The sequence below is a fragment of the Diaphorobacter ruginosibacter genome (genome assembly GCF_040396215.1).
Classification (GTDB): Bacteria; Pseudomonadota; Gammaproteobacteria; order Burkholderiales; family Burkholderiaceae_C; genus Diaphorobacter_A; species Diaphorobacter_A ruginosibacter_A.
The window spans coordinates 23,084-46,555 of sequence record NZ_JBEBOW010000009.1 but is presented as its reverse complement, the minus strand read 5'-3'; the positions used below and the strand labels follow the sequence as shown (position 1 = coordinate 46,555).

Sequence of the window (23,472 nt, the reverse complement as noted above, 5' to 3'; positions counted from 1 at the left end):
AGCGTGGGGGCCTTTTTTACCCGCGCGCGCTCATTCTGGAGACAATTGCGCCATGAACACCATGACACCGCCGACGACAAGGCCCAGGCGTTACTGGCTGATGAAGTCCGAGCCCGGCGAATGCTCCATCGATGACGCCCTGGCCGCAAAGCACGCCACCGTGCCATGGACGGGCGTGCGCAACTACCAGGCGCGCAACTTCATGCGCGATGAAATGCAAGCCGGCGACGGCGTGTTGTTCTATCACTCGAGCTGCCCGCAGCCGGGCATCGCCGGCATCGCGGAAATCGCTTCGGCCGCGCGGCCCGATCCGACGCAGTTCGACCCCGATTCACCCTACTTCGACCCCAAGGCCAGCCACGGCAAGCCGCGCTGGCTTTTGCGCGATGTGAAGGCGCTGCGCAAGACGCGCCTGCTCGGCCTTGCCGAACTGCGAGCGCACCCCGAACTCGCCCACCTGAAAGTCCTGCAACGCAGCAACCGCCTGTCCATCACCGAAGTTAACGAGGCCGATTGGGAGCTCATACTCCGACTGCTCGCATAACGCCGCCGTCAATCGTGGCGCATGGCTATTGTCTTGAGCTGCGTGAATCCGTAAAGCGCCTCGAAGCCCTTCTCGCGCCCATGGCCGCTGGCCTTGTAGCCGCCAAATGGCAGCTCGATGCCGCCGCCCGCGCCATAGTTGTTGATGAAGACCTGGCCGGCCTTGACCTTGCGGGCAACGCGCATCTGGCGAGCGCCGTCACGCGTCCAGACACTCGCCACCAGGCCGAAGGCCGTGCCGTTGGCCAGAGCGATGGCCTCCTCTTCGGTATCGAAGGCCATGGCCGCGATCACCGGGCCGAACACCTCCTCCTGTGCGAGCCGGTGGGTGACCGGCACGTCGCGCACCAGGGTCGGCACCTGGAAAAAGCCGCCCGCGGGCGCGCCCTGCGCCAGTTGCCCCTGCGCGGCGATCGGCAGGCCGTCCCTGGCCGCCTCGTCCAGAAACGACCGAACCCTCTCCATCTGGCTTTTGCGGATCAGGGGGCCGCAGTCCAGGTCCATTTGGGACGATCCCACCCTGAGCTGTCCAAAACGCTCGCTGAGCAGCGCAATCACCGTCTCGTAGATGCCGCGCTGTACCAACAGGCGGCTGCCCGCCGAGCAGGTCTGCCCCGCATTCTGCACGATGGCGTTGACGACGACCGGCAGCATGGCATCGAGATCGGCGTCCTCGAACACGATCTGCGGCGATTTGCCGCCAAGCTCGGTCGTGACCGGCGTGTGGTTGTCGATAGCCGCCTTCACGACCAGTTTGCCGACATTCGGCGATCCGGTGAAGGACACGTGATCGATGCCGGGATGCGCGACCAGATCGGCGCCCGCCTCATGGCCGTAGCCGGTCACGATATTGAGCGAGCCCGCCGGAAACCCCACGTCGCGCGCCAGCTCGGCCACCCGCAGCAAGGACAGGCAGGCGTCTTCCGCGGGCTTGACCACGACGGCATTGCCGGCGGCGAGCGCGCCGCCGACGCTGCGCCCGAAGATCTGCATGGGATAGTTCCACGGCACGATGGCTGCCGCCACGCCGTAGGGCTCGCGCACGCAAAGCACGGTGTAGCCATTCTGGTAGGGGATGGTGGTGCCCAGCAGCTTGTCCGCCGCGCCGCCGTAGAACTCGAAATACCGGGCGATGGCGGCGGCGTCCGCGCGCGCCTGCCTGAGCGGCTTGCCGCAGTCGCGCGCCTCGATCTGTGCCAGCTCTTCGGCATGTTCCTGCAATTTGTCCGAAAGCCTGAGCAGCAGGCGGCCGCGCTCCGCCGCCGTCAGAAGGCCGAACTCGCCCTCGAATGCCTGCCGCGCGGAACGCACGGCGGCATCCACATCCTCCCGCCTGCCCCGCAGGATGGCGTCATAGACCTCGCCGGTAGACGGGTCCACCACGTCGATGGCCTCGCCCGAGCCCACCCATTGGTTGTGAATGAAATGCTGGCGCATGTGTTTGATCTCCTTGATGTTGTATTCGTCCGCTGGCGGCGCCCCGCCCGGTCAATCAATGCGGTTCATTCCGGCGGTTGCGCAACGAGGTGACCAGTTGCGGAACCAGCGCCTGCGCGCCCTCGTGCTCCACGGCGAATGCGTAGGCGCCGTGGACCGCATCGGCAATCTGCAATGCCGCCCCGGACTGTCCCGCCATCGATACGTAGTACGCCATGTCCTTGAGCGCGTTGCCCATGAAAAAGCGCAGTCCCTGCGGGTCGCCGTCGATCATGTAGGGGCGCAGCCGCTCCAGCGCCACGCCGCCACCGCCGCCGCTGGCCAGAACATCGACGAACACCTGCGGCGAGATTTCGCCCGCCGCCGCGCAGGCCGCCGCTTCGGAAATCAGCGCCACCGTGCCGAGGGAGACATAGTTGTGCAGCAGCTTCATGCGATGGCCCGTGCCCACCGCTCCGGTATGCGTGACGTTCTCCGCAAATGCGCGCAAGAGCGGCAGGCATTCATCGAACACGTCCCTGTCACCGCCCACGAGCAGGTTGAGCCGCCCCTCGGCTGCTTCCCGGGGCGTGCGCGTCATGGGAGCGTCGATGAAACGGACACCCGCCGCCTTTGCGGCCTCGGCCATGCGTTCGGTCGATTCGGGCAGCGCCGTGGAGCAGTCGATGATGACCGAGCCCGGCCTGAGCGCCGCCAGCGCCCCCTGCCCGCCCAGCAAGATAGCCTCGACCTGGGGCGAGCCGGTCACGCACAGAATGAGCGCGTCCACGCCCGCCGCCAGTTCGTGCAACGACGCACAGGACTTCACGCCCAACGCCTTCAGCGGATCCAGCGGCTGATTGCCCGGATGCTCGAGCACCGTCAGCGCATACCCCTTGCGCGCCACATTCAGGGCAATGCCATGCCCCATCAAACCCACGCCCACCAGGCCAACGCTACGGAGATTCATAGTGCAAAGCTTTCTTGAGTCATGAAACATGTCTGCGCGGGCATACGTCCCGCCCGTCATTCAGTCATTGCGCATTGAGCGAACCATAATACAGCCCCATCGGGCCGAAAAACCGAAGAGCGCTTACGCACCGGTGCGTCCCGCCGGGACACAATCGCTCGCATCCCGCCTTCTCCTCCACTCCACGGACACAGCAGACAACCCATGCGCTCCATGATCGATTTCAGCTCCTGGCAGTCCATTGTCTCGACCATCGCCGGCCTGCTGGTCGTGACCTGCCTGATGATGGGCGTGCGGCTGCTGTTCATGCAAACGATGCAAAAGCGCCGCGAGCGCCAGAATCGCCAGATCAACGAGCGGCTGAAAACACTGATGGCGGCATACAAGACGCTGGGAGGCTCCTTTACCGGGCAACTGCAGGTCAGCCCCACCCACATGCGTGACCTGCGCGGACAGCAGGCAACCGGCAGCGAGGCCGATGAGTCCGCCGAGCCCGATTCGGCCATCACCAGCAGCGAGCGCCAACGGCGCATGCGCGATGCGGTGGAAGCGGCGCTCTCCGACATCATTCTGCTTGGCACCGAAGAGCAGGTGCGGCTCGCCGCGCAAGCCGCGCAGGACATGGCAGCCGGGCGCAGCATCCATACCAGGGATCTGGTCATCTCCCTGCGCACCTACGTCCGCGCAGCGCTCGACCTGGAGAGCATCCCCGCCGACGTCCGCATTCCCGACCAGGGTCCCCTGCGCCCCGCGTCATCCGGTGGTGCGAGCCGCAAGGCTGGCGGGGGAGGTTCCGCTGGCAATGAATCCGGTGGCGGCGCAGGTGGGCGTGGCGGTGGTGGCGGCGGCCAGGGCGGAGGCGGAGGCGGAATGGGCGCTCTCGGAATGGGGATGGGCATGGGCGCCGGCGCGCATGGCCTCGCAAGCGGCGGCGATCCACTCGGCCCGGATGAAACGCGAGTGCCTTGAAAGCCTGCGCGCTCTGGCACAACCGTGCGCCGGATTCGCGCCACACTCCAGCGGGTTTCGGGCAATACGGCGTGGCAGCATCTAGAATCCCGGCCGTTGCACCCATTCATATTTCAGGAAACCATCCACTCATGGCTTTTGCAGACAACCTGCGTGAACTCCCTTCCATTGCCCACATCGCCGCGCTTCACCTGCTGGACAAATCAGGCAACGAGGTGGCCTCCATCCCCAACCAGCCCGGCAAGGCCGGCTCGCTGACCGTTTACGCGGCTCTTGCGGCCAGGCACGGCTCCATCGACGCCGCCGCGGCCCGGGAGGGACTGGATCTGTTTGCCGAACACACCCAGGATGCGCGCGAGCATCCGGGCAAGCACCCCAATATCGACCGCCTGTTCGAGCTGATCGCCAGCGGCAAGCGGCTGGCCGTGCGCATCGAGCCGCAATCCTGATCGGGCGGGCAGTCCAGACAGCGGACTGACCATGAAAGCAAAAAAGCCGGATGGCCAGCATCCGGCTTTCATGTCGGTGCATGCCCGAGCGCTCAACTCAACGCTTGAGCGGCACTCCGGTCTTGGACTGGATTTCCTCGAAGGTGACGCCAGGAGCCAGCTCGACCAGCTTGAGCCCTTCGGGCGTCACATCCATCACTCCCAGATCCGTGATGATGCGATCCACCACGCCCACACCGGTCAGCGGCAGCGTGCACTTGGGCAGGATCTTCATGTCGGTGGTGCCGTCCTTCTTTTTGGCGACATGCTCCATCAGCACGATCACGCGCTTGACGCCGGCCACCAGGTCCATGGCTCCGCCCATGCCCTTGACCATCTTCCCCGGGATCATCCAGTTGGCCAGGTCACCGTGCTCGCTGACCTGCATGGCGCCCAGGATGGACAGGTTGATCTTGCCGCCACGGATCATGGCGAACGACTGGTCGCTGCCGAAGATCGACGAGCCGGGGATCGTCGTCACGGTCTGCTTGCCGGCGTTGATCAGATCGGCGTCCACCTTGTCCTCGGTGGGAAATGCGCCGATGCCGAGCATGCCGTTTTCCGATTGCAGCCACACTTCCTTGTCGCCCGTGTGATTGGCGACCAGCGTCGGAATGCCGATGCCGAGATTGACGTAAAAGCCGTCCTGCAGTTCTTGCGCCGCGCGCGCGGCCATCTGGTCTTGCGTCCACGCCATGATCAGGCTCCTTGCTTTTCGGTGATGGTGCGCTTTTCGATGCGCTTTTCGGGATGAGGGTTGTGCACGATGCGGTGCACGTAGATGCCCGGCAGGTGGATCTGGTCAGGCTCGATCGCGCCGGTCTCGACCACTTCTTCCACCTCCACCACGCAGATCTTGCCGGCCGTGGCCACGGCGGGGTTGAAGTTGCGCGCCGTCAGGCGGAACTGCAGGTTGCCGGATTTGTCCGCCCGCCATGCCTTCACCAGCGACACGCTCGGAACCAGCGAACGCTCCATCACATAGGTTTCGCCATCGAACTCGCGCAGCTCCTTGCCCTCGGCCACCATGGTGCCCACGCCGGTCTTGGTGAAGAACGCCGGGATGCCCGCGCCGCCCGCGCGCAGCTTCTCCGCCAGGGTACCCTGAGGGGTGAACTCGAGCTCCAGTTCGCCGGCCAGATACTGGCGCTCGAACTCCTTGTTCTCGCCCACGTAGCTGGCGATCATCTTCTTGATCTGGCGGGTCTCCAGCAGCTTGCCGAGGCCGAATCCGTCAACGCCCGCATTGTTGGAGATGACCGTCAGGTCCTTGACGCCGGAATCCTTCAGCGCCTCGATCAGCGCCTCAGGGATGCCGCACAGGCCGAAACCGCCCACGGCCAGCAACTGGCCGTCCGCCACAACGCCCTTGAGCGCATCGGCCGCGGAGGGATAGAGTTTGTTCACTTCTGTCTCCTGTTCAAAGAATGCAACGAGAATGCGCTACGATACTACGTACCGAATTAAGTAGTTTTTCGTAAATAGAAATACCCGCACGCCATGGATATCGCAGATTACCGCCTCGCCTTCGAGATGGCCCCGGTGGGCCTGGTGATCTCCCGCAACCGCATCATGATCGACTGCAACCGCCATGTCTGCGAAATGTTTGGCGCATCGCGCGAACTGCTGATCGGGCAATCATTCAGCATCCTCTATCCCAGCGTCGATGAGTACGAACGCCTGGGCAAGCGCATGGAGCCGATCCTCAACGCCCGCAGCCACTACGCCGACAACCGGATCATGAAACGGGCGAGCGGCGAGGTCTTCTGGTGCCACGTCTCGGGCCGCGCGCTCAACCGCAACGACCCCCATGCCTCGGGCATCTGGAGCTTCGAGGACCTGAGCGAGCAGCGCCCCGTCAAGGCCGAACTCACCGGCCGCGAACGCGAAGTGGCTGCCAGGCTGCTCGACGGCATGACCTCCAAGGAAATCGGCCGGGCGCTGGACATCAGCCACCGGACGGTGGAGATCTACCGCGCCCGCCTGATGCGCAAATATGGCGCATCCACCGCCGCAGACCTGGTTCAGAAACTACTGGTCGGCTGAACAAGGCAGCAAATCGCAATATTCACATATTGCTAAATATTTTCATTCAGCGGATAACAAATCCATCCATTCTTCTCCATTTGATCCCGATGGAAATACTGAAAATCAAAAGCCAACATTGATTTTCTGCAAACCTTATTCGTTCATCCTTGCTAACTTTGACGGCTCGCCCGACAAATGCCTCACAGTGGCATCGAGCCAGACCACTCACAGGATGACGCATGAATATTCCATCAATTTTCTCCAGACATACCCAATCCCTATTGGCAATTGCAGTCGCGCTTGCCTTGGGCGGATGCGGCGGATCGGGCGGCAGCGACCCGGCGCAGTCGAATGCTGCGCCGGATTCCGAATCGACCACCGTGGTGGCCGACGGGGATGCGGCTCCAAAGCCCGATCCGCAGGATCTGGGCTCCATCGAGCAGCCCGATGAAGGTGCTGATGAAACCGCGCCGGAGCTTCCCGCCATTTCCGATCCGGGTGAGACAGACACCGCCATCATCGATCTCGGTGAGCTGGTCCAAACCCGAAGCCAGGCAGCCGCTGACAGCCACGGGGCGGCACGCGTCGGCGTGGCGCGAGCAAGCGCCATCACCGCCTCCGCAGCACAACTGAATCAGCGGCTCCGCTGGAAATCCGCAAGCAACGGCAGCCGAATAGCGACTATCCAGTTCCAGTCCAATGGCGCTTTTGAAATGCGTATCGGCCTGTTGGTCGATGACATGCCCGCGGGCGCCCTCCTGAGAACCTATCCATCCGCCAGCAGGGCCGACGCCATGCAGACCAGCGGCAGCCGAATCAAGGAAATCATTGCTCTCAACCAGGAGGCTGGAGATGTCTCCAACGAGGCGCGCACCTGGTGGACGCCCAGCATTTCCGGCGACGCTGTCACACTCGAAATCGAATTGCCTTCCGGCACATCACCAGATCAACTGAAAGTATCGGTACCAGAAATCATTCACGTATATGAAAACCCCGCCTCGGGTTATACGAGAGTTAATGCATCTGGCGCATTATCGACGCGCTCCGTCGGAGAATCCGCCTCCTGCCATCTGGACTCCAGCTGCTACCCTGACTACGCCACCACCAGAAACTCCGTCGTGCTGATCAATTATTATGACGGAGGATATTATTATCAGTGCACCGCCACGTTATTAAACAATGCGCGCCTGGACCGGACGCCTTACGTCGCCACGGCCAGCCATTGCATATCCCGGCAAACCGCCGCCTCGACGATGGAAAGCTCCTGGTTTTTCACGAGCACGGGCTGCAATGCAAAAACCTACAAGACCAGAACCAGAACGGCCAGCGGCGCAAAACTGCTCTATTCGACGAGCAGCCGGGATTTCACTCTGGTCCAGCTCAATGACACTCCACCGGTCGGCGCCACCTTCGCGGGCTGGAGCGCAGCCGCCATGGCGGCAAACATGCCGGTCGTGGGCGTTCATCACCCCATGGGGGATCTGCAGAAAATCAGTTTCGGCAAAATCACGGGCACCACGGAATGCTATGCCCTCAGCGGCTCCATTTACTGCGGCACGTCCGCCACACCGTCGGGCAATATGTACCGCATCGCATGGGACCAGGGCGCCACCGAATGGGGAAGCAGCGGCTCTCCGCTGTTCTACAACAATCGATTCATCGGCGCGCTCTCGGGCGGCAGTTCATCCTGCCATGGCGGCGGTGAAGACATCTACACGCGATTCGATCTCGTCTATCCGGCCATCAAGGCCTGGCTCGCGCCATCGAATTCATAAAAATGCGCGCAAGGCGCGGCTGCCGCGCTTCAATGCAGCTTCATGCGGCCCGAAACCCGCTGCTGCAGCAGCCGGGCCAGCGCCAGCAGCCCGGTTTTTCCCGAGCCAAGAATGGCGCGGTGGTGCATGAGATGCAGCGACATGTACATCCATTTGGCGATCAAGCCCTCGACGAAGAAGTTCTTTCCCGCCAGGCCGCCCATCAGGTTGCCAACACCTTTGTTGTCGCCAAGAGAAACCAGCGAGCCAAAGTCCTTGTAGACGAAAGGCTCGTCGCTTTCTCGCTCCTTGAGCAAGGCCAGGAGCACCCTGCTCAGATAGCTTGCCTGCTGGTGTGCGGCCTGGGCCCGGGCTGGCACCTGCCGGCCCTCCTCCCAAGGGCAGGCCGCGCAATCGCCCATCGCATAGATATCGGCCACCGAGGCCCGCAGATGATCATCCACGACGAATTGATGAATACGGTTGACCTCCAGTCCCAGCCTCGCATTGGAATCCGCAGCCTTGATGCCGGCGGCCCAGACAATCAGGTCGGCTTGAATCTCTCCACCCGACGTGACCAGCTCGCCCTTGCGCAGCTCCAGCACCCGCGTGCTCAGCAGCACCTTCACGCCCTTTCGCCTGAGCGCGAGCGTCGCCTGTTCCGATATGCGCTGCGGCAGGCCGCCCAGAATACGCTCACCGCCTTCCACCAGGGTGATATCCAGGCGGAAGCGCTGGCTGCTGCCCAGGCTTTGCATCAGCTCGGCATGCGCCTCCAGCAACTCAGCCGACAGCTCCACGCCCGTGGCTCCCGCGCCCACGATCGCAACCGACAGCGAGCGCTCGCTGGAAAACGAAGCACGCACCGCGGCGCTCAGCCAGTCGGTGTGAAAGTGCTGCGCATCCACCGCGTTTTCGAGCAGATAGGCATGCTCGATGCCCGGAGTGCCAAAGGAGTTGGAGCCGCTGCCCGTGGCAAGCACCAGATGCTTGTAGCTCACCATGCGCTGTGGAACCAGCTCATTGCCTTGCGCGTCTTTCATGGACTCCAGCGTGATGGTTTTTCGCTGCGCGTCGAGCGCGCACATTTCGCCGATGGAGAAGCTGAAGTGATTTCTTCTTGCGAGAACCGTGTAGGACAAACCCTCTTGATGCGCATCGAGAGTTCCCGCGGCTACTTCATGCAGGGTAGGCTTCCAGATGTGGTAGGGAAAACGATCAATGAGAAGCACCTTCTCACCACCGAGACTCCTGCCCAGGTGGCGCCCCAGCTGGGCCGCAAGCTCCAGCCCTCCAGCGCCTCCGCCAACGATCACGACATCGAAATGCATGGGAACCGCCTGACTTTTGAGTTACGCTGGATGCAGCTTAACTCGCATCAAAATGAATGAGGCAATTCCTATAGCTGATTTTTGGATATTCAATTGGCCCTGATTCATTTCCATTCGGACAATAACGACCAACAACCGATTTCGATAGCAGCAACACATTAACCACGTAGGAGTTCAAATGACAAAACGTCTCACCACGGTAGGCGGCGCGCCCGTTCCCAACAATCAGGACTCGATGACTGCCGGCCCACGCGGCCCGATGCTGTTGCAGGATCTGTGGCACCTGGAGAAGCTCGCCCACTTCAACCGCGAAGTGATTCCCGAGCGCCGCATGCACGCCAAGGGCTCCGGTGCGTTCGGCACCTTCACCGTCACCGGCGACATCACCAAGTACACCCGCGCCAAGATCTTCTCCGAAGTAGGCAAGAAGACCGAACTCTTCGCACGTTTTTCCACCGTGGCGGGCGAGCGCGGCGCGGCCGACGCGGAACGCGACATCCGCGGCTTTGCCGTGAAGTTCTATACGGAAGAAGGCAACTGGGATCTCGTGGGCAACAACACGCCGGTGTTCTTCTTCCGCGATCCGCTCAAGTTCCCCGACCTGAACAAGGCGGTCAAGCGCGATCCCTACACCAACATGCGCTCCGCGGAAAACAACTGGGACTTCTGGACCGGCCTGCCCGAAGCGCTTCACCAGATCACCATCGTCATGAGCGATCGCGGCATTCCCCGCGACTACCGCCACATGCACGGCTTTGGCTCGCATACCTACAGCTTCATCAACAAGGACGGCGTGCGCCACTACGTGAAGTTCCACTTCCGCTGCATGCAGGGCATCGAGAACCTGAGCGATCAGGAAGCCTCGGCCGTCGTTGCAAAGGACCGCGAAAGCAGCCAGCGCGACCTGCTCGAATCCATCGATCGCGGCGACTTCCCCCAATGGAAGCTCTGCGTGCAGATCATGACGGAGGAACAGGCACAGACCTACCGCTTCCACCCGTTCGACCTCACCAAGGTCTGGAGCAAGAAAGACTTCCCGCTCATCGAAGTCGGCATCATGGAATTGAACCGCAACCCGCGCAACTATCACGCGGACGTGGAACAGGCCTCTTTCGCGCCAAGCAACCTGGTGCCGGGCATCGGCCCCTCGCCCGACCGCATGTTGCAGTCGCGCCTGTTCGCCTACGCTGATGCGGCCCGCTATCGCCTGGGCGTCAACAATTACCAGATTCCGGTGAACGCGCCCAAGTGTCCTTTCCATGCATACCACCGCGACGGTGCCATGCGCGTGGACGGCAACTATGGCGATGCCATTGCCTATGAACCCAACACCAAGGGCGAATGGCAGGAACAGCCGGAGTACGCCGAGCCGGTCGAAAAGCTCTACGGCGATTCCGCACGCTGGAATTACCGCGAAGACGACAGCGACTACTTCACCCAGCCGGGCGACCTGTTCCGCTTGCTGACCCCGGAAAAGCAGCAACTGCTGTTCGAGAACACCGCGCGCAACATCGCCGGAGTTTCAGAGCACATCGTGCAGCGCCACATCGAGCATTGCACCAAGGCCGATCCCGCCTACGGCAAGGGCGTGGCTGATGCAATTGCTCGCCAGAAGGCGGGCAAGCTGTAAGAACCTGATTGAAAAGCCAGTGGAAAAAACAAGAATCGGTTGAACGCAACTAAGACTTCAGCGCCCGGAGCACCAGTGCCCGGGCGCTTTTTTGTTGCCGGGCCGCCCCAAGACAAAAAGCACCCCCTCGGGGGCAGCGGACCACGCGTAGCGGGGAAGCGTGGGGGCGCTTTTTTGTCGCCGGGCCGCCCCAAGACAAGAAGCACCCCCTCGGGGGGCAGCGGACCACGCGTAGCGGGGAAGCGTGGGGGCTTTTTTTGTTGTCGGTGTCTCATCCTGAATGCCGACGGATGCCCCTGGTTGTGGCTGCTTGCGCGACGCTCACGGCAGGCATTGCAACCTCCACGAGCCGGCTCCGGGTTATGCTTGCCGGATCACCAACCGCCACTCATGGAGACAGACAACATGGCAGCCCGCTATCCCTTTGCCGATCTGAACACACTGCCCGACGACCTCAAGGCCAAGATCCTCGAAGTACAGGAAAAAGCCGGCTTCGTGCCCAACGTGTTTCTCGCCCTCGCCCGCCGACCCGCGGAGTGGCGCGCGTTCTTCGCGTATCACGATGCGCTCATGGACCCGGAGAGCGTGGGCCGCAGCAGCCATCTGACCAAGGGCGATCGTGAAATGATCGTCACCACCACGAGCGCCGCCAACCAGTGCCTGTATTGCGTGGTCGCGCACGGCGCCTTGCTGCGCATCTACGAGAAGAAACCCATGGTGGCCGACCAGGTGGCGGTGAACTACCGCAAGGCCGACATCACCCCGCGCCAGCGCGCCATGCTCGATTTCGCCATGAAGATTTGCCAGCGCGCGAACGAGACCGAAGACTCGGACTTCGAAGCCCTGCATGCCCACGGCTTCGATGATGAGGACATCTGGGACATCGCCGCCATCACGGCCTTCTTCGGCCTGTCCAACCGCATTGCCAGCTTTGCGAACATGCCCCCCAATCAGGAGTTCTACCTGATGGGGCGCGTGCCTCGCGACAAGAAAGCCTGATCCTCGGCCTTGGCAACGCTCAGGCCCGAACACCCGGCCCAGATGTCCAGGTCCGGGTGGTAGCTGGGCGATTTCACGTCCAGCACCCCGAGCATGGAGTGATAGAGGTTATCGTGCGTGTAGGCCGTGCCGGACCGCCCCTTCAGGCACCCCGGCGACACCCGGTCGCGGCGCACCAGTTGCGGAGAGAGCCACGCAATCATCGGCACGTGTTTCTGCACGTCGGGCGCGACGGAGTACGGCAAGCCGTGCAGAAACTGCCCATACTCGCCCAGCGATTCTCCATGGTCGCTCAGGTAGAGCATGCCCGTGTCGTACGCCGACGACCTGGCCTGCAGCCAATCGATGGCCGCGGCAAGAAAGCGGTCGGTTTCCACGATCGAGTTGTCATACGCGTTCATCAGTTCGGAATGACTGCAGTCGGCCAGGACTTCCGTCGTGCACTCGGGCTTGAACAGCTTGGAGGACGCCGAGGACCGCTTGGAATATGCGGGCCCATGACTGCCCATCTGGTGCAGCACCAGCAACACGCCCCTGCCGCGTTTATCGGCGGGGATGGCATCGAGCCTCTGCTGAAGGTTTTCCAGCATCGCCATGTCCCTGCATTCACCGTCCGCGTCGCAGAGCTTTCTTTTCTGCTCGGCGCTCAGCCCCTCGGAAGCGTAGACATGCGGAACGCGGTCGCACACGCCCTTGCAGCCGGACTGGTTGTCGATCCACAGCACGTTCATGCCCGCCGCCTGGACCACGTCGAGCAGGGTTTCATAGTCGTCCGCCCGTGACTCGAAATCCTTCTTTCCCAGCGGCGAGAACATGCACGGAACGGAGGCCAGCGTGCTGGTGCCGCACGAGCGCACGCTCGTCCAGTTGAACACGCCGCGCGCCGCCAGTTGCGGATTGGTGTCGCGATCGTAGCCATTGAGGGCAAAGTGATCCGCTCTTCCCGTCTCGCCGACCACCAGCACGAACAGCAGCGGCTTGCTGCCGGCCGCATGCGTGGCGCCCAGAGCGGCGCCGGCCGTCATCGGAATCAGTCTTTTCTTGCGTGTCACCCATGGCCTGACGATCGAAACGCTGGCCGAGTACAGGCTGGCGACCGGATTGAGCATGTAGCGCAATTGCGGATTGCTGCGCATCAGCGGAGCCAGATCGCGGGACGTGGTGGCGATGAGCACGGCGGCCACGGCCAGCGAAGCCGCCAGCAGCAGCAGATTGCGCGCCACCTGGCGCAGCGGCCTCATCGCCGGAATGCGCACCTGCAGCAGCCACCACACCGGAATCGCCAACACGACGGCCACGCTGAAAAACATCCGCCAGCCCAGAAGGTCAGCCACTTCGCGGACATCCGTCTGCATGACGTTGGCCGCCATGCCCGTATCCATGACGACGCTGTAGGTCAGCATGTAATACTGCGACAGCGCCGCGATCAGCGCCACGGCGATCCACACCAGGCGCATGCCGCGCGTCCATGCGGTGAACGCGAGAATGGCCGTGGTGCCGCAGGCGATCAGCGCTCCCAGCGTCACGGCGGACCGCATGTAGAGGCTGGGCGCGCCGCCGATACGGGCCATCTGGAGCCACAGCGGCCAGTTGGTGGCGAGGACAAAATAGACGGCCAGCAGGCAGACGATTTTCTGCGCCGACATGGAGCGCGAGAAAAAACCATCGATCCATCGCAGCGGCGACAGCGCCGCCCGCGAACGATGAAAACTCTCGCCCGATTGCGAGGAAGGCCGCGGCAGCGGGATATCCATGGGTCTGGCGCTCATGGCTGCAACTCCCGATCCGAAGTAGCGACGGGAGCCATCCGCTTCTTGAACTGGATGGCATGGCAGGCAAGGTCTACGGCCGCACCCACGGACCAGCAGATGAAGCCGCTCCACAGGGTGTGGCTCATGTAGTGCGCCCCCCTGAGCTGCTGCGCGAAGCCCAATGCGAGCCCCAACACCAGCGCGGCTGTCAGCCAGCGCGCGGCAATCTCGGGTGCCGCCCGGCGAATGACGAACCAGCCCGCAAGAAAACCGAATGCCGCCGAGGCATGGCCCGCGGGAAAGCAATGGCCAGGCCCTCCATCGCGCACGCCCAGCGTCCAGTGCGATACGTATGAAGCCACTCCGCCAAACTCGCTCACGTCCCACGGGCAACTGGTTGCGCTCAGGCGCTTGAGCGCCGTCACGGTCAACATGGCGCCCACGATGGAGACGGCCAGTTGAACGCGCTGGCTTTTGCTCAGGCGCCCCAGAAAGCCCCAGGGCTTGAACACTCCAAAAATCAGCGCGGCCACCAGCAGGCTGCTGAGCGTCCTCGGGATTTCATGAAAGGCCATCGTGAACGCATGGCTGCCTCGCAGGGGAAAACCTTCGGGAGTGCCAAAGAGCCGGGCAATCGGCAGATCCAGGCCCGTGGCATCCCACAGCACGATGAGAAAGAGCGCCGCAACCGTCCAGCAAAGCACGCGGCGCGATATCCAGGAAAACATGGGCAAATAAAAACCGCTGGCCGATGAGAAGGCACGGACGCGGTACGTCGTTGAGAAGGCTGGAAGGCTATTGCCGCTTCCTGAACATTGGCTGAATGAAGCCCGCGCGGAAAAACCTCCACTACACTTCCTGAACAACGCCAAAATACCTACCCATGCGTGTCCTGCTCGTAGAAGATGATCGTGCGCTGTCCGAGGCGCTTTGCGGCTATCTGCACGCCAAGGCCTTCGTGGTCGATGCCGTCGCCACCCTCGCATTGGCAAAGACGGCGCTGATGACAACTCAATACGCCGCCGTGCTGCTGGACCTGCATCTGCCCGATGGCGAGGGACTGGCCCTGCTGCCGCAGATCCGCGCGATTGCCGACCGGCCCATCGTGATCGTGCTGACCGCCAAGGACCAGGTCAGCGACCGTATCCTCGGCCTGGATGCCGGAGCCGACGACTACCTCGTCAAACCGTATGACCCCGCGGAACTGCTGGCGCGGCTTCGCGCGGTGGAGCGCCGCCGCAATGCGGCGGCAACGCCCGTGCTGGTGATCGGCGATCTGCAGATCGACCTGTCACAGGAGCTGGTGCGCCGTGCGGGCGTGCCGATTCCGCTCACGCCCAAGGAGTGGGCCTTGCTGCGCGTGATGGCGACGCGGCCCGAGCGCAACCACACGCGCGAACGCCTGCAGGACGCTCTCTACAGCTTCGACGACAGCACGGACAGCAACACGCTGGAAGTGTTCATCAGCCGCCTGCGCCGCAAGCTCGGCCGCGAACATATCGAGACCATGCGCGGCCTGGGCTACCGGCTGGCCTTGCACAAACCCGAGGCCGGACGCTGATGCCGCGCGTGGACACGCTCGCGGGCAGGCTTGCCAGAACGCTGATCCTGTGGGTCGGCGGCATATGGCTTCTGAGCCTGCTGGCCGTGGTCTGGTACACGGGGCGCGAGATCAACTACAACTTCGACAACGAACTGGTGGAAGTCTCCCACCGCATGTTCGACATCGCGCTCGACCATCTGGATGGCGCAGCGAAGAATCCGCCCGCGCAGGGGCCATTGGTCATTCCCTCGCCCGGCTCGTTCGCCGACGCCGAAGTGTTCTACCGCCTCGTCGGCATGGACTCCAAGGTGCTCGCCCGATCCGCCGAAGCCAATGATGGGATGTTCGACGTGTCGCTCGTCCCGGGTTTCGAGAACACCGGCAAATGGCGCATCTACACCCAGTTGCACCCCACCCGCGGCGTCTACCTGCAAGTGGCCGACCCGCTGGAGGAACGCAGCGAAACCGTCAACCGCACGCTGTTCGGGCTGATCATTCCGTTCATCGCGCTGCTGCCGATTCTGGCGCTTTTGCTGCGCAACATCGCCCGCAAGGAATTGCGCGTGCTCGAAGACCTGTCGGATCAGATCGCACAACGCGACGGCCGCCAGCTGGAGCCCATCGAGCTGGACTCGCCTCCGCATGAAATCGCCACCGTGCAGGAGCATGTGAACCGCATGCTCGGGCGCCTGTCGCAGGCGCTGGATGTGGAGCGCGCGCTGGCCGCCAACGCCGCGCACGAATTGCGCACCCCGCTCACGACCGCGCGGCTGCGGCTGCAGACCGCGCTCGATCACGGCTTGAGCCGCGAAGACGTGCAAGCAGCCCTGCTCTCCCTGCAGACCCTCAGCCATCGCACCGAGAAGCTCCTTCAGCTCTCGCGCGCCGAATCAAGCGCGCCATTCACCAGGGACAGCGTGGATCTGGTGCAGCTCGCCACCACCGTTGCGCGCGAATTCTGGCTCGATGACAAGGCCGCGGACCGCCTCGAACTGATCACCCGGCCGGCCTCGCCCGCAGCCGGCGATGGCGCGCCGCTCACAAGCAAGGGCGACTTCGACGCGCTGGCGATAGCGCTGCGTAACCTCGTCGAGAACGCGCTGGCCTACTCGGGCAGCGGCAGCGTGGAAATCATCGTCGGCCCGGGCCGCGAAATCACGGTCCGGGACGACGGTCCGGGAGTCCCGCCCGAACGGCTCGAACGTCTCAAGCACAGGCACGTACGGCAAAGCGCGGAGCGCACGGGCTATGGGCTCGGCCTGTCCATCGTCTCCAGCATCGCCCAAAAGCATGGAGCGGATCTCGCGCTCACATCTCCGCTGCCGGGAAGCAGCCATGGATTCGAAGCCCAGCTGATTCTTCCCGACCACGATTGAGAAGTTTGCGCGCAGCCCTTCAGCCCGGACCGTTTCCCGGCGGGCCGCAGGGAGCGATTGTCATGTCTGAAATCACTATTGGGACAGCAAAACCCGAGGTTGCCCCATCGATGCGCGCTCCCATGAATACAATCTGCTGATCCGCAAAGCCGCGACAGACGGCAAGCGACAACAGTTTTTCAATTCAATACGTTTACGAGACACCCATGACGAACGACGAAATCCTCGCCCAGTACGGCCCGCGAGAGGCCATGGAATACGACGTAGTGATCGTCGGCGCGGGCCCTGGCGGCCTGGCCACCGCGATTCGACTCAAACAGCTTGCCGCCGAAAAGGGACAGGAGCTCTCGGTCGTCGTGCTCGAAAAAGGCTCCGAGCCGGGCGCGCACATTCTCTCCGGCGCCATCATGGATCCACGCGCCATCAACGAGCTGATCCCCGACTGGAAGGAAAAAGGAGCGCCGCTCAACCAGCCCGTCACCGACGACGCAATGGTGTTCCTGTCCGAGAAGGGCTCGTTCCGCACGCCCAACATGGTGCTGCCCGCGTGCTTCCAGAACCACGGAAACTACATCGTCAGCCTGGGCAACGTGGTGCGCTGGATGGCCGAGCAGGCCGAAGCGCTGGGCGTGGAAATCTTCCCCGGCTTCGCCGCCGCCGAGATCGTCTACAACGAAGACGGCTCGGTCAAGGGCGTCGCCACCGGCAACATGGGCGTGGGCAAGGATGGCGAGCCCACGGCGGAATTCCAGCTGGGCATGGAACTGCACGGCAAGTACACCATCTTTGCCGAAGGCGCGCGCGGCAATCTCGGCAAGCAGCTCATCGCCAGGTACCAGCTCGACGAAGGCCGCGATCCGCAGACCTACGGCATCGGCATCAAGGAGCTCTGGGAGATCGATCCCAAGCGCCATCAGCCCGGCTTCGTCCTCCACACCGCCGGCTGGCCCATGGACAACAATACCTACGGCGGCGCCTTCCTCTACCACCTCGAGGACAACAAGGTCACGCTGGGCTTCATCACCGGCCTGGACTACGCCAACCCCTACCTCTCCCCGTTCGAGGAGATGCAGCGCTGGAAGACGCATCCCAACATCCGCTGGTATCTCGAAGGCGACGAATCCAAGGGCATCAAACCCGCCAAGCGCCTGGGCTACGGCGCCCGCGCCATCGCGGCGGGCGGCCTGATGAGCCTGCCCAAGTTCGTTTTCCCCGGCGGCGCGCTGGTCGGTTGCGACGCCGGCTTCCTGAACGTCAGCCGCATCAAGGGCAGCCACGCCGCCATCAAGACCGGGAAGATGGCGGCCGAAGCCGCCTTCGAAGCCATCAGCGCCGGACGCCAGGGCGACGAACTGTCCGCCTACCCCGAGGCTTTCGAGAACAGCTGGCTGTACGAGGAACTGAACAAGTCGCGCAACTTCAAGGCCTGGTTCAAGAAGGGCCTGACCACGGCCACCATCATGAACGGCATAGAGCAGTTCGTGCTGCGCGGCCATATTCCCTGGACGCTGCACCGCGACAAGCCCGATCACGCCTATCTGAAGCCCGCGGCCGAATGCAAGCCCATCGTCTATCCCAAGCCGGACGGCAAGCTCACGTTCGACCGCCTCTCCAGCGTGTTCATCAGCAACACCAACCATTCCGAAGACCAGCCCGCGCACCTGACGCTCAAGGACGCGAGCGTGCCGGTCAACGTGAACCTGGCCAAATTCGCTGGCCCGGAGCAGCGCTATTGCCCGGCCGGAGTGTATGAATTCGTGCCGGACGAATCCAAGGGCGGGAATGCCGAGCGCCTGCAGATCAATGCGCAAAATTGCGTGCACTGCAAGACCTGCGACATCAAGGACCCCACCCAGAACATCGTCTGGGTGACGCCCGAGGGCGGCGGCGGCCCGAACTATTCGGGCATGTAAGCCGTTTCAGCCAAGACACAAGCACATGCGGCCCAGGCGGCCCATGTGCTTTTTTCGTATGAATCACGCGACACGCCGGAATGCAGCAAAGCTGCTTGTTTCAGATATGCAAATACAGGGTTAATCCACAGTTTCCCGCCCGGCTTGCCCGGCGCATACTCGGGAGCTGCCTGACAGGTTGTAGACTTCTGCCCTTGAGGCGGAAACAAAAAATCAGCCACAGCCTGCAAAACAAACAGGAACAACCCAACCTTTCCGACTGGAGATCTTGAAGAATGAAGAACCTGACCTGGGCCCCCCTTGGCGCACTGGCATTGGCCATGGCATCCCTGTCCTCCGTTGCGGTGGCGCAGACCAAGTCTGTCGCCGTGACGGCCATCGTCGAGCACCCGGCTCTGGACGCCATCCGTGACGGCGTGAAGGAAAGCCTCAAGGCCGCCGGCTACGAGGAAGGCAAGAATCTGAAGTGGCAATACCAGAGCGCGCAGGGCAACACCGGCACCGCGGCGCAGATCGCCCGCAAGTTCGTGGGCGACAAGCCCGACGCCATCGTCGCCATCGCCACGCCTTCCGCGCAAGCCGTGGTTGCCGCCACCAAGGACGTTCCCGTGGTCTTCTCCGCAGTGACCGACCCGGTCGCCGCCAAGCTCGTCAAGAACTGGGAGCCCTCCAAGACCAATGTGACCGGAGTCTCCGACCTGCTGGCACTTGATCCCCAGATCGAACTGATCAAGAAGGTCGTGCCGGGCGCCAAGAAGGTGGGCATGGTCTACAACCCCGGCGAAGCCAATTCCGCCGTGGTCGTCAAGCAGCTCAAGGAACTGCTGCCCAAGCACGGCATGACGCTGGTGGAAGCCTCCGCTCCGCGCTCTGTCGACGTGGGCACGGCGGCCCGCAGCCTCGTGGGCAAGGTGGACGTGATCTACACCAACACCGACAACAACGTCGTGTCCGCCTACGAATCCCTGGTAAAGGTGGGGCAGGACGCCAAGCTGCCGCTGATCGCCTCCGACACCGACTCCGTCAAGCGCGGCGCGATCGCCGCCCTGGGCGTGAACTACAAGGACCTGGGCCTGCAGACCGGCCAGATCGTCATCCGCATCCTCAAGGGCGAGAAGGCGGGCGACATCAAGCCTGAAGTCAGCAACAAGACCGAGCTGTACGTGAACCCGGGCGCCGCCGAGAAGCAAGGCGTCAAGCTCTCCGACGAGCTGATCAAATCCGCAGCGCAAGTGGTGCAATAAGCATCGCCGGCAACGGTCGTGGCCTTACCCTGTCATGACCGAGGCAATTCCATGCAGGAGCTGTACACACACGGCTCCTGCTTTGTTTTTTCAGTAGCGACTGTCCATGTCACTTTTCTCCCTGCTGGGCGCTCTTGAAATCGGGCTGATCTTCAGCCTGGTCGCGCTGGGCGTCTTCATTTCCTTTCGCCTGCTTCGTTTCCCGGACCTGACCGTGGACGGCAGCTTTCCGCTCGGCGGCGCCGTCTGCGCCGTCATGATCGCCTCCGGCAGCAACCCGTTCGTGGCCACCGTCGCGGCGGCCGCGGCGGGCGCATTCGCCGGCGCCATCACCGGCTGGCTCAACGTGCGCCTCAAGATCATGGACCTGCTGGCCTCCATCCTGATGATGATCGCGCTGTATTCCGTCAATCTGCGCATCATGGGCGGCCCGAACATTCCGCTGATCAATGACGCCACCATCTTCACCATCCTGCAGCCCGAGGGCCTGCCGGACTATTGGGCGCGCCCCCTGATCCTCATCGTGATCGTGATCGCCGCCAAGCTCGCAATGGACTGGTTCTTCGCAACCGAGCGCGGCCTCGCCATCCGCGCCACCGGCTCCAACGCCCGCATGGCCCGCGCCCAGGGCATCAATACCGGAGGCATGGTGCTTCTGGGCATGGCGGTCTCCAATGCCCTGGTTGCGGCGGCCGGCGCGCTGTTCGCCCAGACCCAGGGCGGCTCCGACATTTCCATGGGCATCGGCACCATCGTGATCGGCCTGGCCGCCGTGATCGTGGGCGAAAGCATCCTGCCCTCGCGCCGCCTGGTCTACGCCACCCTGGCCGTTGTCATCGGGGCCATCGTCTACCGTTTCTTCATCGCGCTCGCGCTCAACAGCGATTTCATCGGCCTGAAGGCGCAGGACCTGAACCTGGTCACCGCCGTGCTCGTGACCGTTGCGCTGGTGATACCGCAGCTCAAGCGCAAGCTGTCCAGGCGCGGCTCCTGATGCGTTCGGCCACAAGAAAAAGGAAAGCGAAGAAGAAATGCTGAGCGCAAAAGACCTGTTCATCACATTCAATCCCGGCACGCCCATCGAGACCCGTGCGCTGCGCGGCATGTCGCTCGACATCCCGGCAGGCCAGTTCGTGGCCGTGATCGGCTCCAACGGCGCGGGGAAATCCACCTTCCTGAACGCCATCTCGGGCGACCTGGGCGTGGACAGCGGCACGATCAAGATCGACAACGAGGACGTCACCCGCCAACCCGTATGGTCACGCGCCACCCGCGTGGCCCGCGTGTTCCAGGACCCGATGGCCGGGACCTGCGAAGACCTCACCATCGAGGAGAACATGGCGCTGGCGCATCAGCGCGGCACGCGCCGCGGCCTGGGCGGTGCCGTCAAGAAGAGCCACCGCGACCTGTATCGGGAAAAACTCTCCACGCTCGGCCTGGGCCTGGAAAACCGCCTCACCGACCGCATCGGCCTGCTCTCGGGCGGCCAGCGCCAGGCGGTGAGCCTGCTGATGGCGTCGCTGCAGCCCTCGCGCATCCTGCTGCTCGACGAGCACACCGCCGCGCTCGACCCGCGCACGGCCGACTTCGTGCTGCAGCTCACCGCGCGCATCGTCGCCGAGAACAAGCTCACGACCATGATGGTCACGCACAGCATGCGCCAGGCGCTGGATGTGGGCGAGCGCACCGTGATGCTTCACCAGGGGCAAGTGGTGCTGGACGTCTCCGGCGAGGAGCGTGCCCGGATGGACGTGCCGGACCTGCTGCAGATGTTCGAGAAAGTGCGCGGCGAAAAACTCTCGGACGACGCGCTGCTGCTGAGCTGATCCGCGCTCATGGCGGCCCGCAAGGCACCGGCGAGCCGTTGCGGCCTTTTGCGTGGTGATCCCGCGCAACCCGGGCCGATATTTTCAAGGCATGCCATGACCGCCGCCATGGTGGATCCCTGGCCCAGCGGTATCATGCGTCGCCCCTGAGACGGGCCATCCGCCCGTCAACCATAGGACATCCAGCCAAGAAACTGGTATTTGATTCATGAACACCAGCACCCCAACAGATACTCAACCCGGCCAGTTGCGCCGCTCCCTGAAGGCGCGCCACATGTCGATGATCGCCATCGGCGGCTCGATCGGCACCGGGCTCTTCGTCGCCTCCGGCGCCACCATTTCGCAGGCAGGCCCCGGCGGCGCGCTGCTGGCCTACATGGTGATCGGGCTGATGGTCTATTTCCTGATGACCAGCCTGGGCGAAATGGCCTCGCACCTGCCGGTATCGGGCTCGTTCGCCACCTACGGCGCCAGATACGTGGACGAAGGCTTCGGCTTCGCGCTTGGCTGGAACTACTGGTACAACTGGGCCGTCACCATCGCCGTCGATCTGGTGGCCGCCCAACTGGTGATGGCCTACTGGTTCCCCGACGTGAACGGCATGCTCTGGAGCGCGCTGTTTCTCGCGCTGATGTTCGGGCTCAACGCGCTCTCGGCCCGCGGATTCGGCGAATCCGAATTCTGGTTCGCCACCATCAAGGTGCTCACCGTGGTGGTCTTCCTGGGCATCGGCCTGCTGATGGTTCTCGGCATTCTGCATGGCGGCTCGCCCGACGGCCTCTGGGGCAATCTTGCGAATTTCACCGTGGGCGACGCGCCCTTCGCGGGCGGCTTCGCCGCGTTGATCGGGGTGGCCATGGTGGTGGGATTCTCCTTCCAGGGCACGGAGCTGATCGGCATCGCCGCCGGAGAATCGGAAGACCCCGCCAGGAACGTGCCGCGCGCCGTGCGCAAGGTGTTCTGGCGGATTCTGCTGTTCTACGTCTTCGCCATCCTGGTCATCGGCCTGCTGATCCCCTACACCGATCCCAAGCTGCTCAAGAACGACCTGGGCGATATCGCGGTCAGCCCGTTCACGCTGGTGTTCGAGCGCGCCGGCCTGCTCGGCGCGGCGGCGCTCATGAACGCCGTGGTGCTGACCTCGGTGCTCTCGGCAGGCAACTCCGGCATGTACGCATCGACCCGCATGCTCTACGCGCTCGCCAGACAGGGCATGGCGCCGCGCCTCTTTGCGCGCGTGAACGCGCGCGGCGTACCCATCATGGCGCTGATCGCCACGACGCTGATCGCGGCCCTGTGCTTCCTCACCAACATCTTCAGCCCTTCCGCGGTCTACATCTGGCTGCTCAATCTCTCGGGCATGTGCGGCTTCGTCGCGTGGCTCGGCATCGCCGTGAGCCACTATCGCTTCAGAAAAGGCTGCGAGGCGCAGAACTACAACCTGGCCCGTCTGCCCTACCGCGCACCCGCGTTTCCGATCGGCCCCGTATTCGCCTTCGTGCTCTGCATGATCATCACGCTGGGGCAGAACTACGAGAACTTCATCGCCGACAGGATCGACTGGGTGGGCGTGATCGCCACCTACATCGGCCTGCCTCTCTTCCTGACGATCTGGTTCGGCTACAAATGGGCCAAGGGCAGCCGCCTCGTCTCCTACAAGGAAATGGACGTGAGCGGCCTGCGCTGAGCCG

At 63.3% G+C, this 23,472-nt stretch carries 21 protein-coding genes; 14 read left to right on the top strand and 7 right to left on the bottom strand.

Translation table 11 applies throughout. The features are described from left to right. The first annotated feature begins 61 nt into the window (after positions 1 to 61). Positions 62 to 544, top strand: coding sequence for an EVE domain-containing protein (locus ABWP92_RS02795; RefSeq protein WP_353233824.1), 483 nt, complete (start codon positions 62 to 64; stop codon positions 542 to 544). A gap of 8 nt (positions 545 to 552) precedes the next feature. Here ABWP92_RS02795 and ABWP92_RS02790 read toward each other — a convergent pair whose 3' ends face one another. Both ABWP92_RS02790 and ABWP92_RS02785 read right to left on the bottom strand, forming a co-directional pair. Then, positions 553 to 1,980 carry an aldehyde dehydrogenase family protein gene (locus tag ABWP92_RS02790; RefSeq protein WP_353233820.1) on the bottom strand — a complete coding sequence of 476 codons (1,428 nt, stop codon included), beginning with the start codon at positions 1,978 to 1,980 and terminating at the stop codon, positions 553 to 555. Positions 1,981 to 2,035: 55 nt separating this feature from the next. Further along, positions 2,036 to 2,929 carry an NAD(P)-dependent oxidoreductase gene (locus ABWP92_RS02785; protein WP_353233819.1) on the bottom strand — a complete coding sequence of 298 codons (894 nt, stop codon included), beginning with the start codon at positions 2,927 to 2,929 and terminating at the stop codon, positions 2,036 to 2,038. A gap of 204 nt (positions 2,930 to 3,133) precedes the next feature. Between ABWP92_RS02785 and ABWP92_RS02780 the strand changes: the two genes are divergently transcribed. Beyond that, positions 3,134 to 3,898, top strand: a complete 765-nt coding sequence (locus ABWP92_RS02780; protein WP_353233818.1) for a hypothetical protein — start codon at positions 3,134 to 3,136, stop codon at positions 3,896 to 3,898. A 131-nt stretch (positions 3,899 to 4,029) separates the two neighbouring features. Continuing rightward, complete coding sequence (locus ABWP92_RS02775) at positions 4,030 to 4,347, top strand: DUF2322 family protein (protein WP_353233817.1); 318 nt, start codon at positions 4,030 to 4,032, stop codon at positions 4,345 to 4,347. Between the two features lie 97 nt (positions 4,348 to 4,444). On the opposite strand, the gene ABWP92_RS02770 is transcribed toward ABWP92_RS02775, so the two are convergent. Together ABWP92_RS02770 and ABWP92_RS02765 are read right to left on the bottom strand one after the other, a co-directional pair. Then, positions 4,445 to 5,083 carry a CoA transferase subunit B gene (locus ABWP92_RS02770; RefSeq protein ID WP_353233816.1) on the bottom strand — a complete coding sequence of 213 codons (639 nt, stop codon included), beginning with the start codon at positions 5,081 to 5,083 and terminating at the stop codon, positions 4,445 to 4,447. Between the two features lie 2 nt (positions 5,084 to 5,085). Continuing rightward, positions 5,086 to 5,793 (bottom strand): CoA transferase subunit A, encoded by a 708-nt coding sequence (locus ABWP92_RS02765; RefSeq protein ID WP_353233815.1) that lies wholly within the window; start codon positions 5,791 to 5,793, stop codon positions 5,086 to 5,088. A gap of 93 nt (positions 5,794 to 5,886) precedes the next feature. Between ABWP92_RS02765 and ABWP92_RS02760 the strand changes: the two genes are divergently transcribed. Further along, on the top strand, positions 5,887 to 6,432 hold the full coding sequence (locus ABWP92_RS02760) for a LuxR C-terminal-related transcriptional regulator (protein ID WP_353233814.1): 546 nt from the start codon (positions 5,887 to 5,889) through the stop codon (positions 6,430 to 6,432). A 221-nt stretch (positions 6,433 to 6,653) separates the two neighbouring features. Continuing rightward, a complete protein-coding gene (locus ABWP92_RS02755) occupies positions 6,654 to 8,189 on the top strand; it encodes a trypsin-like peptidase domain-containing protein (protein ID WP_353233813.1) in 1,536 nt (511 codons plus the stop codon). Between the two features lie 29 nt (positions 8,190 to 8,218). Here ABWP92_RS02755 and ABWP92_RS02750 read toward each other — a convergent pair whose 3' ends face one another. Next, entirely contained in the window at positions 8,219 to 9,499 is a 1,281-nt protein-coding gene (locus tag ABWP92_RS02750) for an NAD(P)/FAD-dependent oxidoreductase (protein WP_353233812.1), read from the bottom strand. A 178-nt stretch (positions 9,500 to 9,677) separates the two neighbouring features. On the opposite strand from ABWP92_RS02750, the gene ABWP92_RS02745 reads away from it, so the two are divergent. Beyond that, positions 9,678 to 11,129 carry a catalase gene (locus ABWP92_RS02745; RefSeq protein ID WP_353233811.1) on the top strand — a complete coding sequence of 484 codons (1,452 nt, stop codon included), beginning with the start codon at positions 9,678 to 9,680 and terminating at the stop codon, positions 11,127 to 11,129. Positions 11,130 to 11,534: 405 nt separating this feature from the next. Next, positions 11,535 to 12,128, top strand: coding sequence for a peroxidase-related enzyme (locus ABWP92_RS02740; RefSeq protein ID WP_353233810.1), 594 nt, complete (start codon positions 11,535 to 11,537; stop codon positions 12,126 to 12,128). Here the strand turns inward: ABWP92_RS02740 and ABWP92_RS02735 are convergent. Together ABWP92_RS02735 and ABWP92_RS02730 are read right to left on the bottom strand one after the other, a co-directional pair. After that, positions 12,089 to 13,897 (bottom strand): phosphoethanolamine transferase, encoded by a 1,809-nt coding sequence (locus ABWP92_RS02735; protein ID WP_353233809.1) that lies wholly within the window; start codon positions 13,895 to 13,897, stop codon positions 12,089 to 12,091. The two genes, ABWP92_RS02740 and ABWP92_RS02735, sit on opposite strands and share 40 nt — an antisense overlap. Further along, positions 13,894 to 14,607 carry a phosphatase PAP2 family protein gene (locus ABWP92_RS02730; protein WP_353233808.1) on the bottom strand — a complete coding sequence of 238 codons (714 nt, stop codon included), beginning with the start codon at positions 14,605 to 14,607 and terminating at the stop codon, positions 13,894 to 13,896. Before ABWP92_RS02730 ends, ABWP92_RS02735 begins: the two co-directional genes overlap by 4 nt. A gap of 155 nt (positions 14,608 to 14,762) precedes the next feature. On the opposite strand from ABWP92_RS02730, the gene ABWP92_RS02725 reads away from it, so the two are divergent. The 7 genes from ABWP92_RS02725 to ABWP92_RS02695 all read left to right on the top strand — a co-directional run bounded on the left by ABWP92_RS02725 (position 14,763) and on the right by ABWP92_RS02695 (position 23,468). Then, positions 14,763 to 15,440: a response regulator gene (locus tag ABWP92_RS02725; protein ID WP_353233807.1), complete on the top strand. Its 678-nt coding sequence runs from the start codon at positions 14,763 to 14,765 to the stop codon at positions 15,438 to 15,440. After that, a complete protein-coding gene (locus ABWP92_RS02720; protein ID WP_353233806.1) occupies positions 15,440 to 16,798 on the top strand; it encodes a sensor histidine kinase in 1,359 nt (452 codons plus the stop codon). The genes ABWP92_RS02725 and ABWP92_RS02720 overlap by 1 nt, the downstream gene beginning before the upstream one ends. A 206-nt stretch (positions 16,799 to 17,004) precedes the next feature. Further along, a complete protein-coding gene (locus ABWP92_RS02715) occupies positions 17,005 to 18,711 on the top strand; it encodes an electron transfer flavoprotein-ubiquinone oxidoreductase (RefSeq protein WP_353233805.1) in 1,707 nt (568 codons plus the stop codon). Between the two features lie 275 nt (positions 18,712 to 18,986). Next, positions 18,987 to 19,955 carry an ABC transporter substrate-binding protein gene (locus tag ABWP92_RS02710; protein ID WP_353233804.1) on the top strand — a complete coding sequence of 323 codons (969 nt, stop codon included), beginning with the start codon at positions 18,987 to 18,989 and terminating at the stop codon, positions 19,953 to 19,955. A gap of 106 nt (positions 19,956 to 20,061) precedes the next feature. After that, positions 20,062 to 20,949 (top strand): ABC transporter permease, encoded by an 888-nt coding sequence (locus ABWP92_RS02705; RefSeq protein WP_353233803.1) that lies wholly within the window; start codon positions 20,062 to 20,064, stop codon positions 20,947 to 20,949. 37 nt (positions 20,950 to 20,986) lie between these two features. Continuing rightward, positions 20,987 to 21,781, top strand: a complete 795-nt coding sequence (locus ABWP92_RS02700) for an ABC transporter ATP-binding protein (protein ID WP_353233802.1) — start codon at positions 20,987 to 20,989, stop codon at positions 21,779 to 21,781. 208 nt (positions 21,782 to 21,989) lie between these two features. Then, the gene (locus ABWP92_RS02695; protein WP_353233801.1) at positions 21,990 to 23,468 is read left to right on the top strand and encodes an amino acid permease; all 1,479 of its coding nucleotides are present in this window, start codon (positions 21,990 to 21,992) and stop codon (positions 23,466 to 23,468) included. Positions 23,469 to 23,472: the final 4 nt, after the last annotated feature.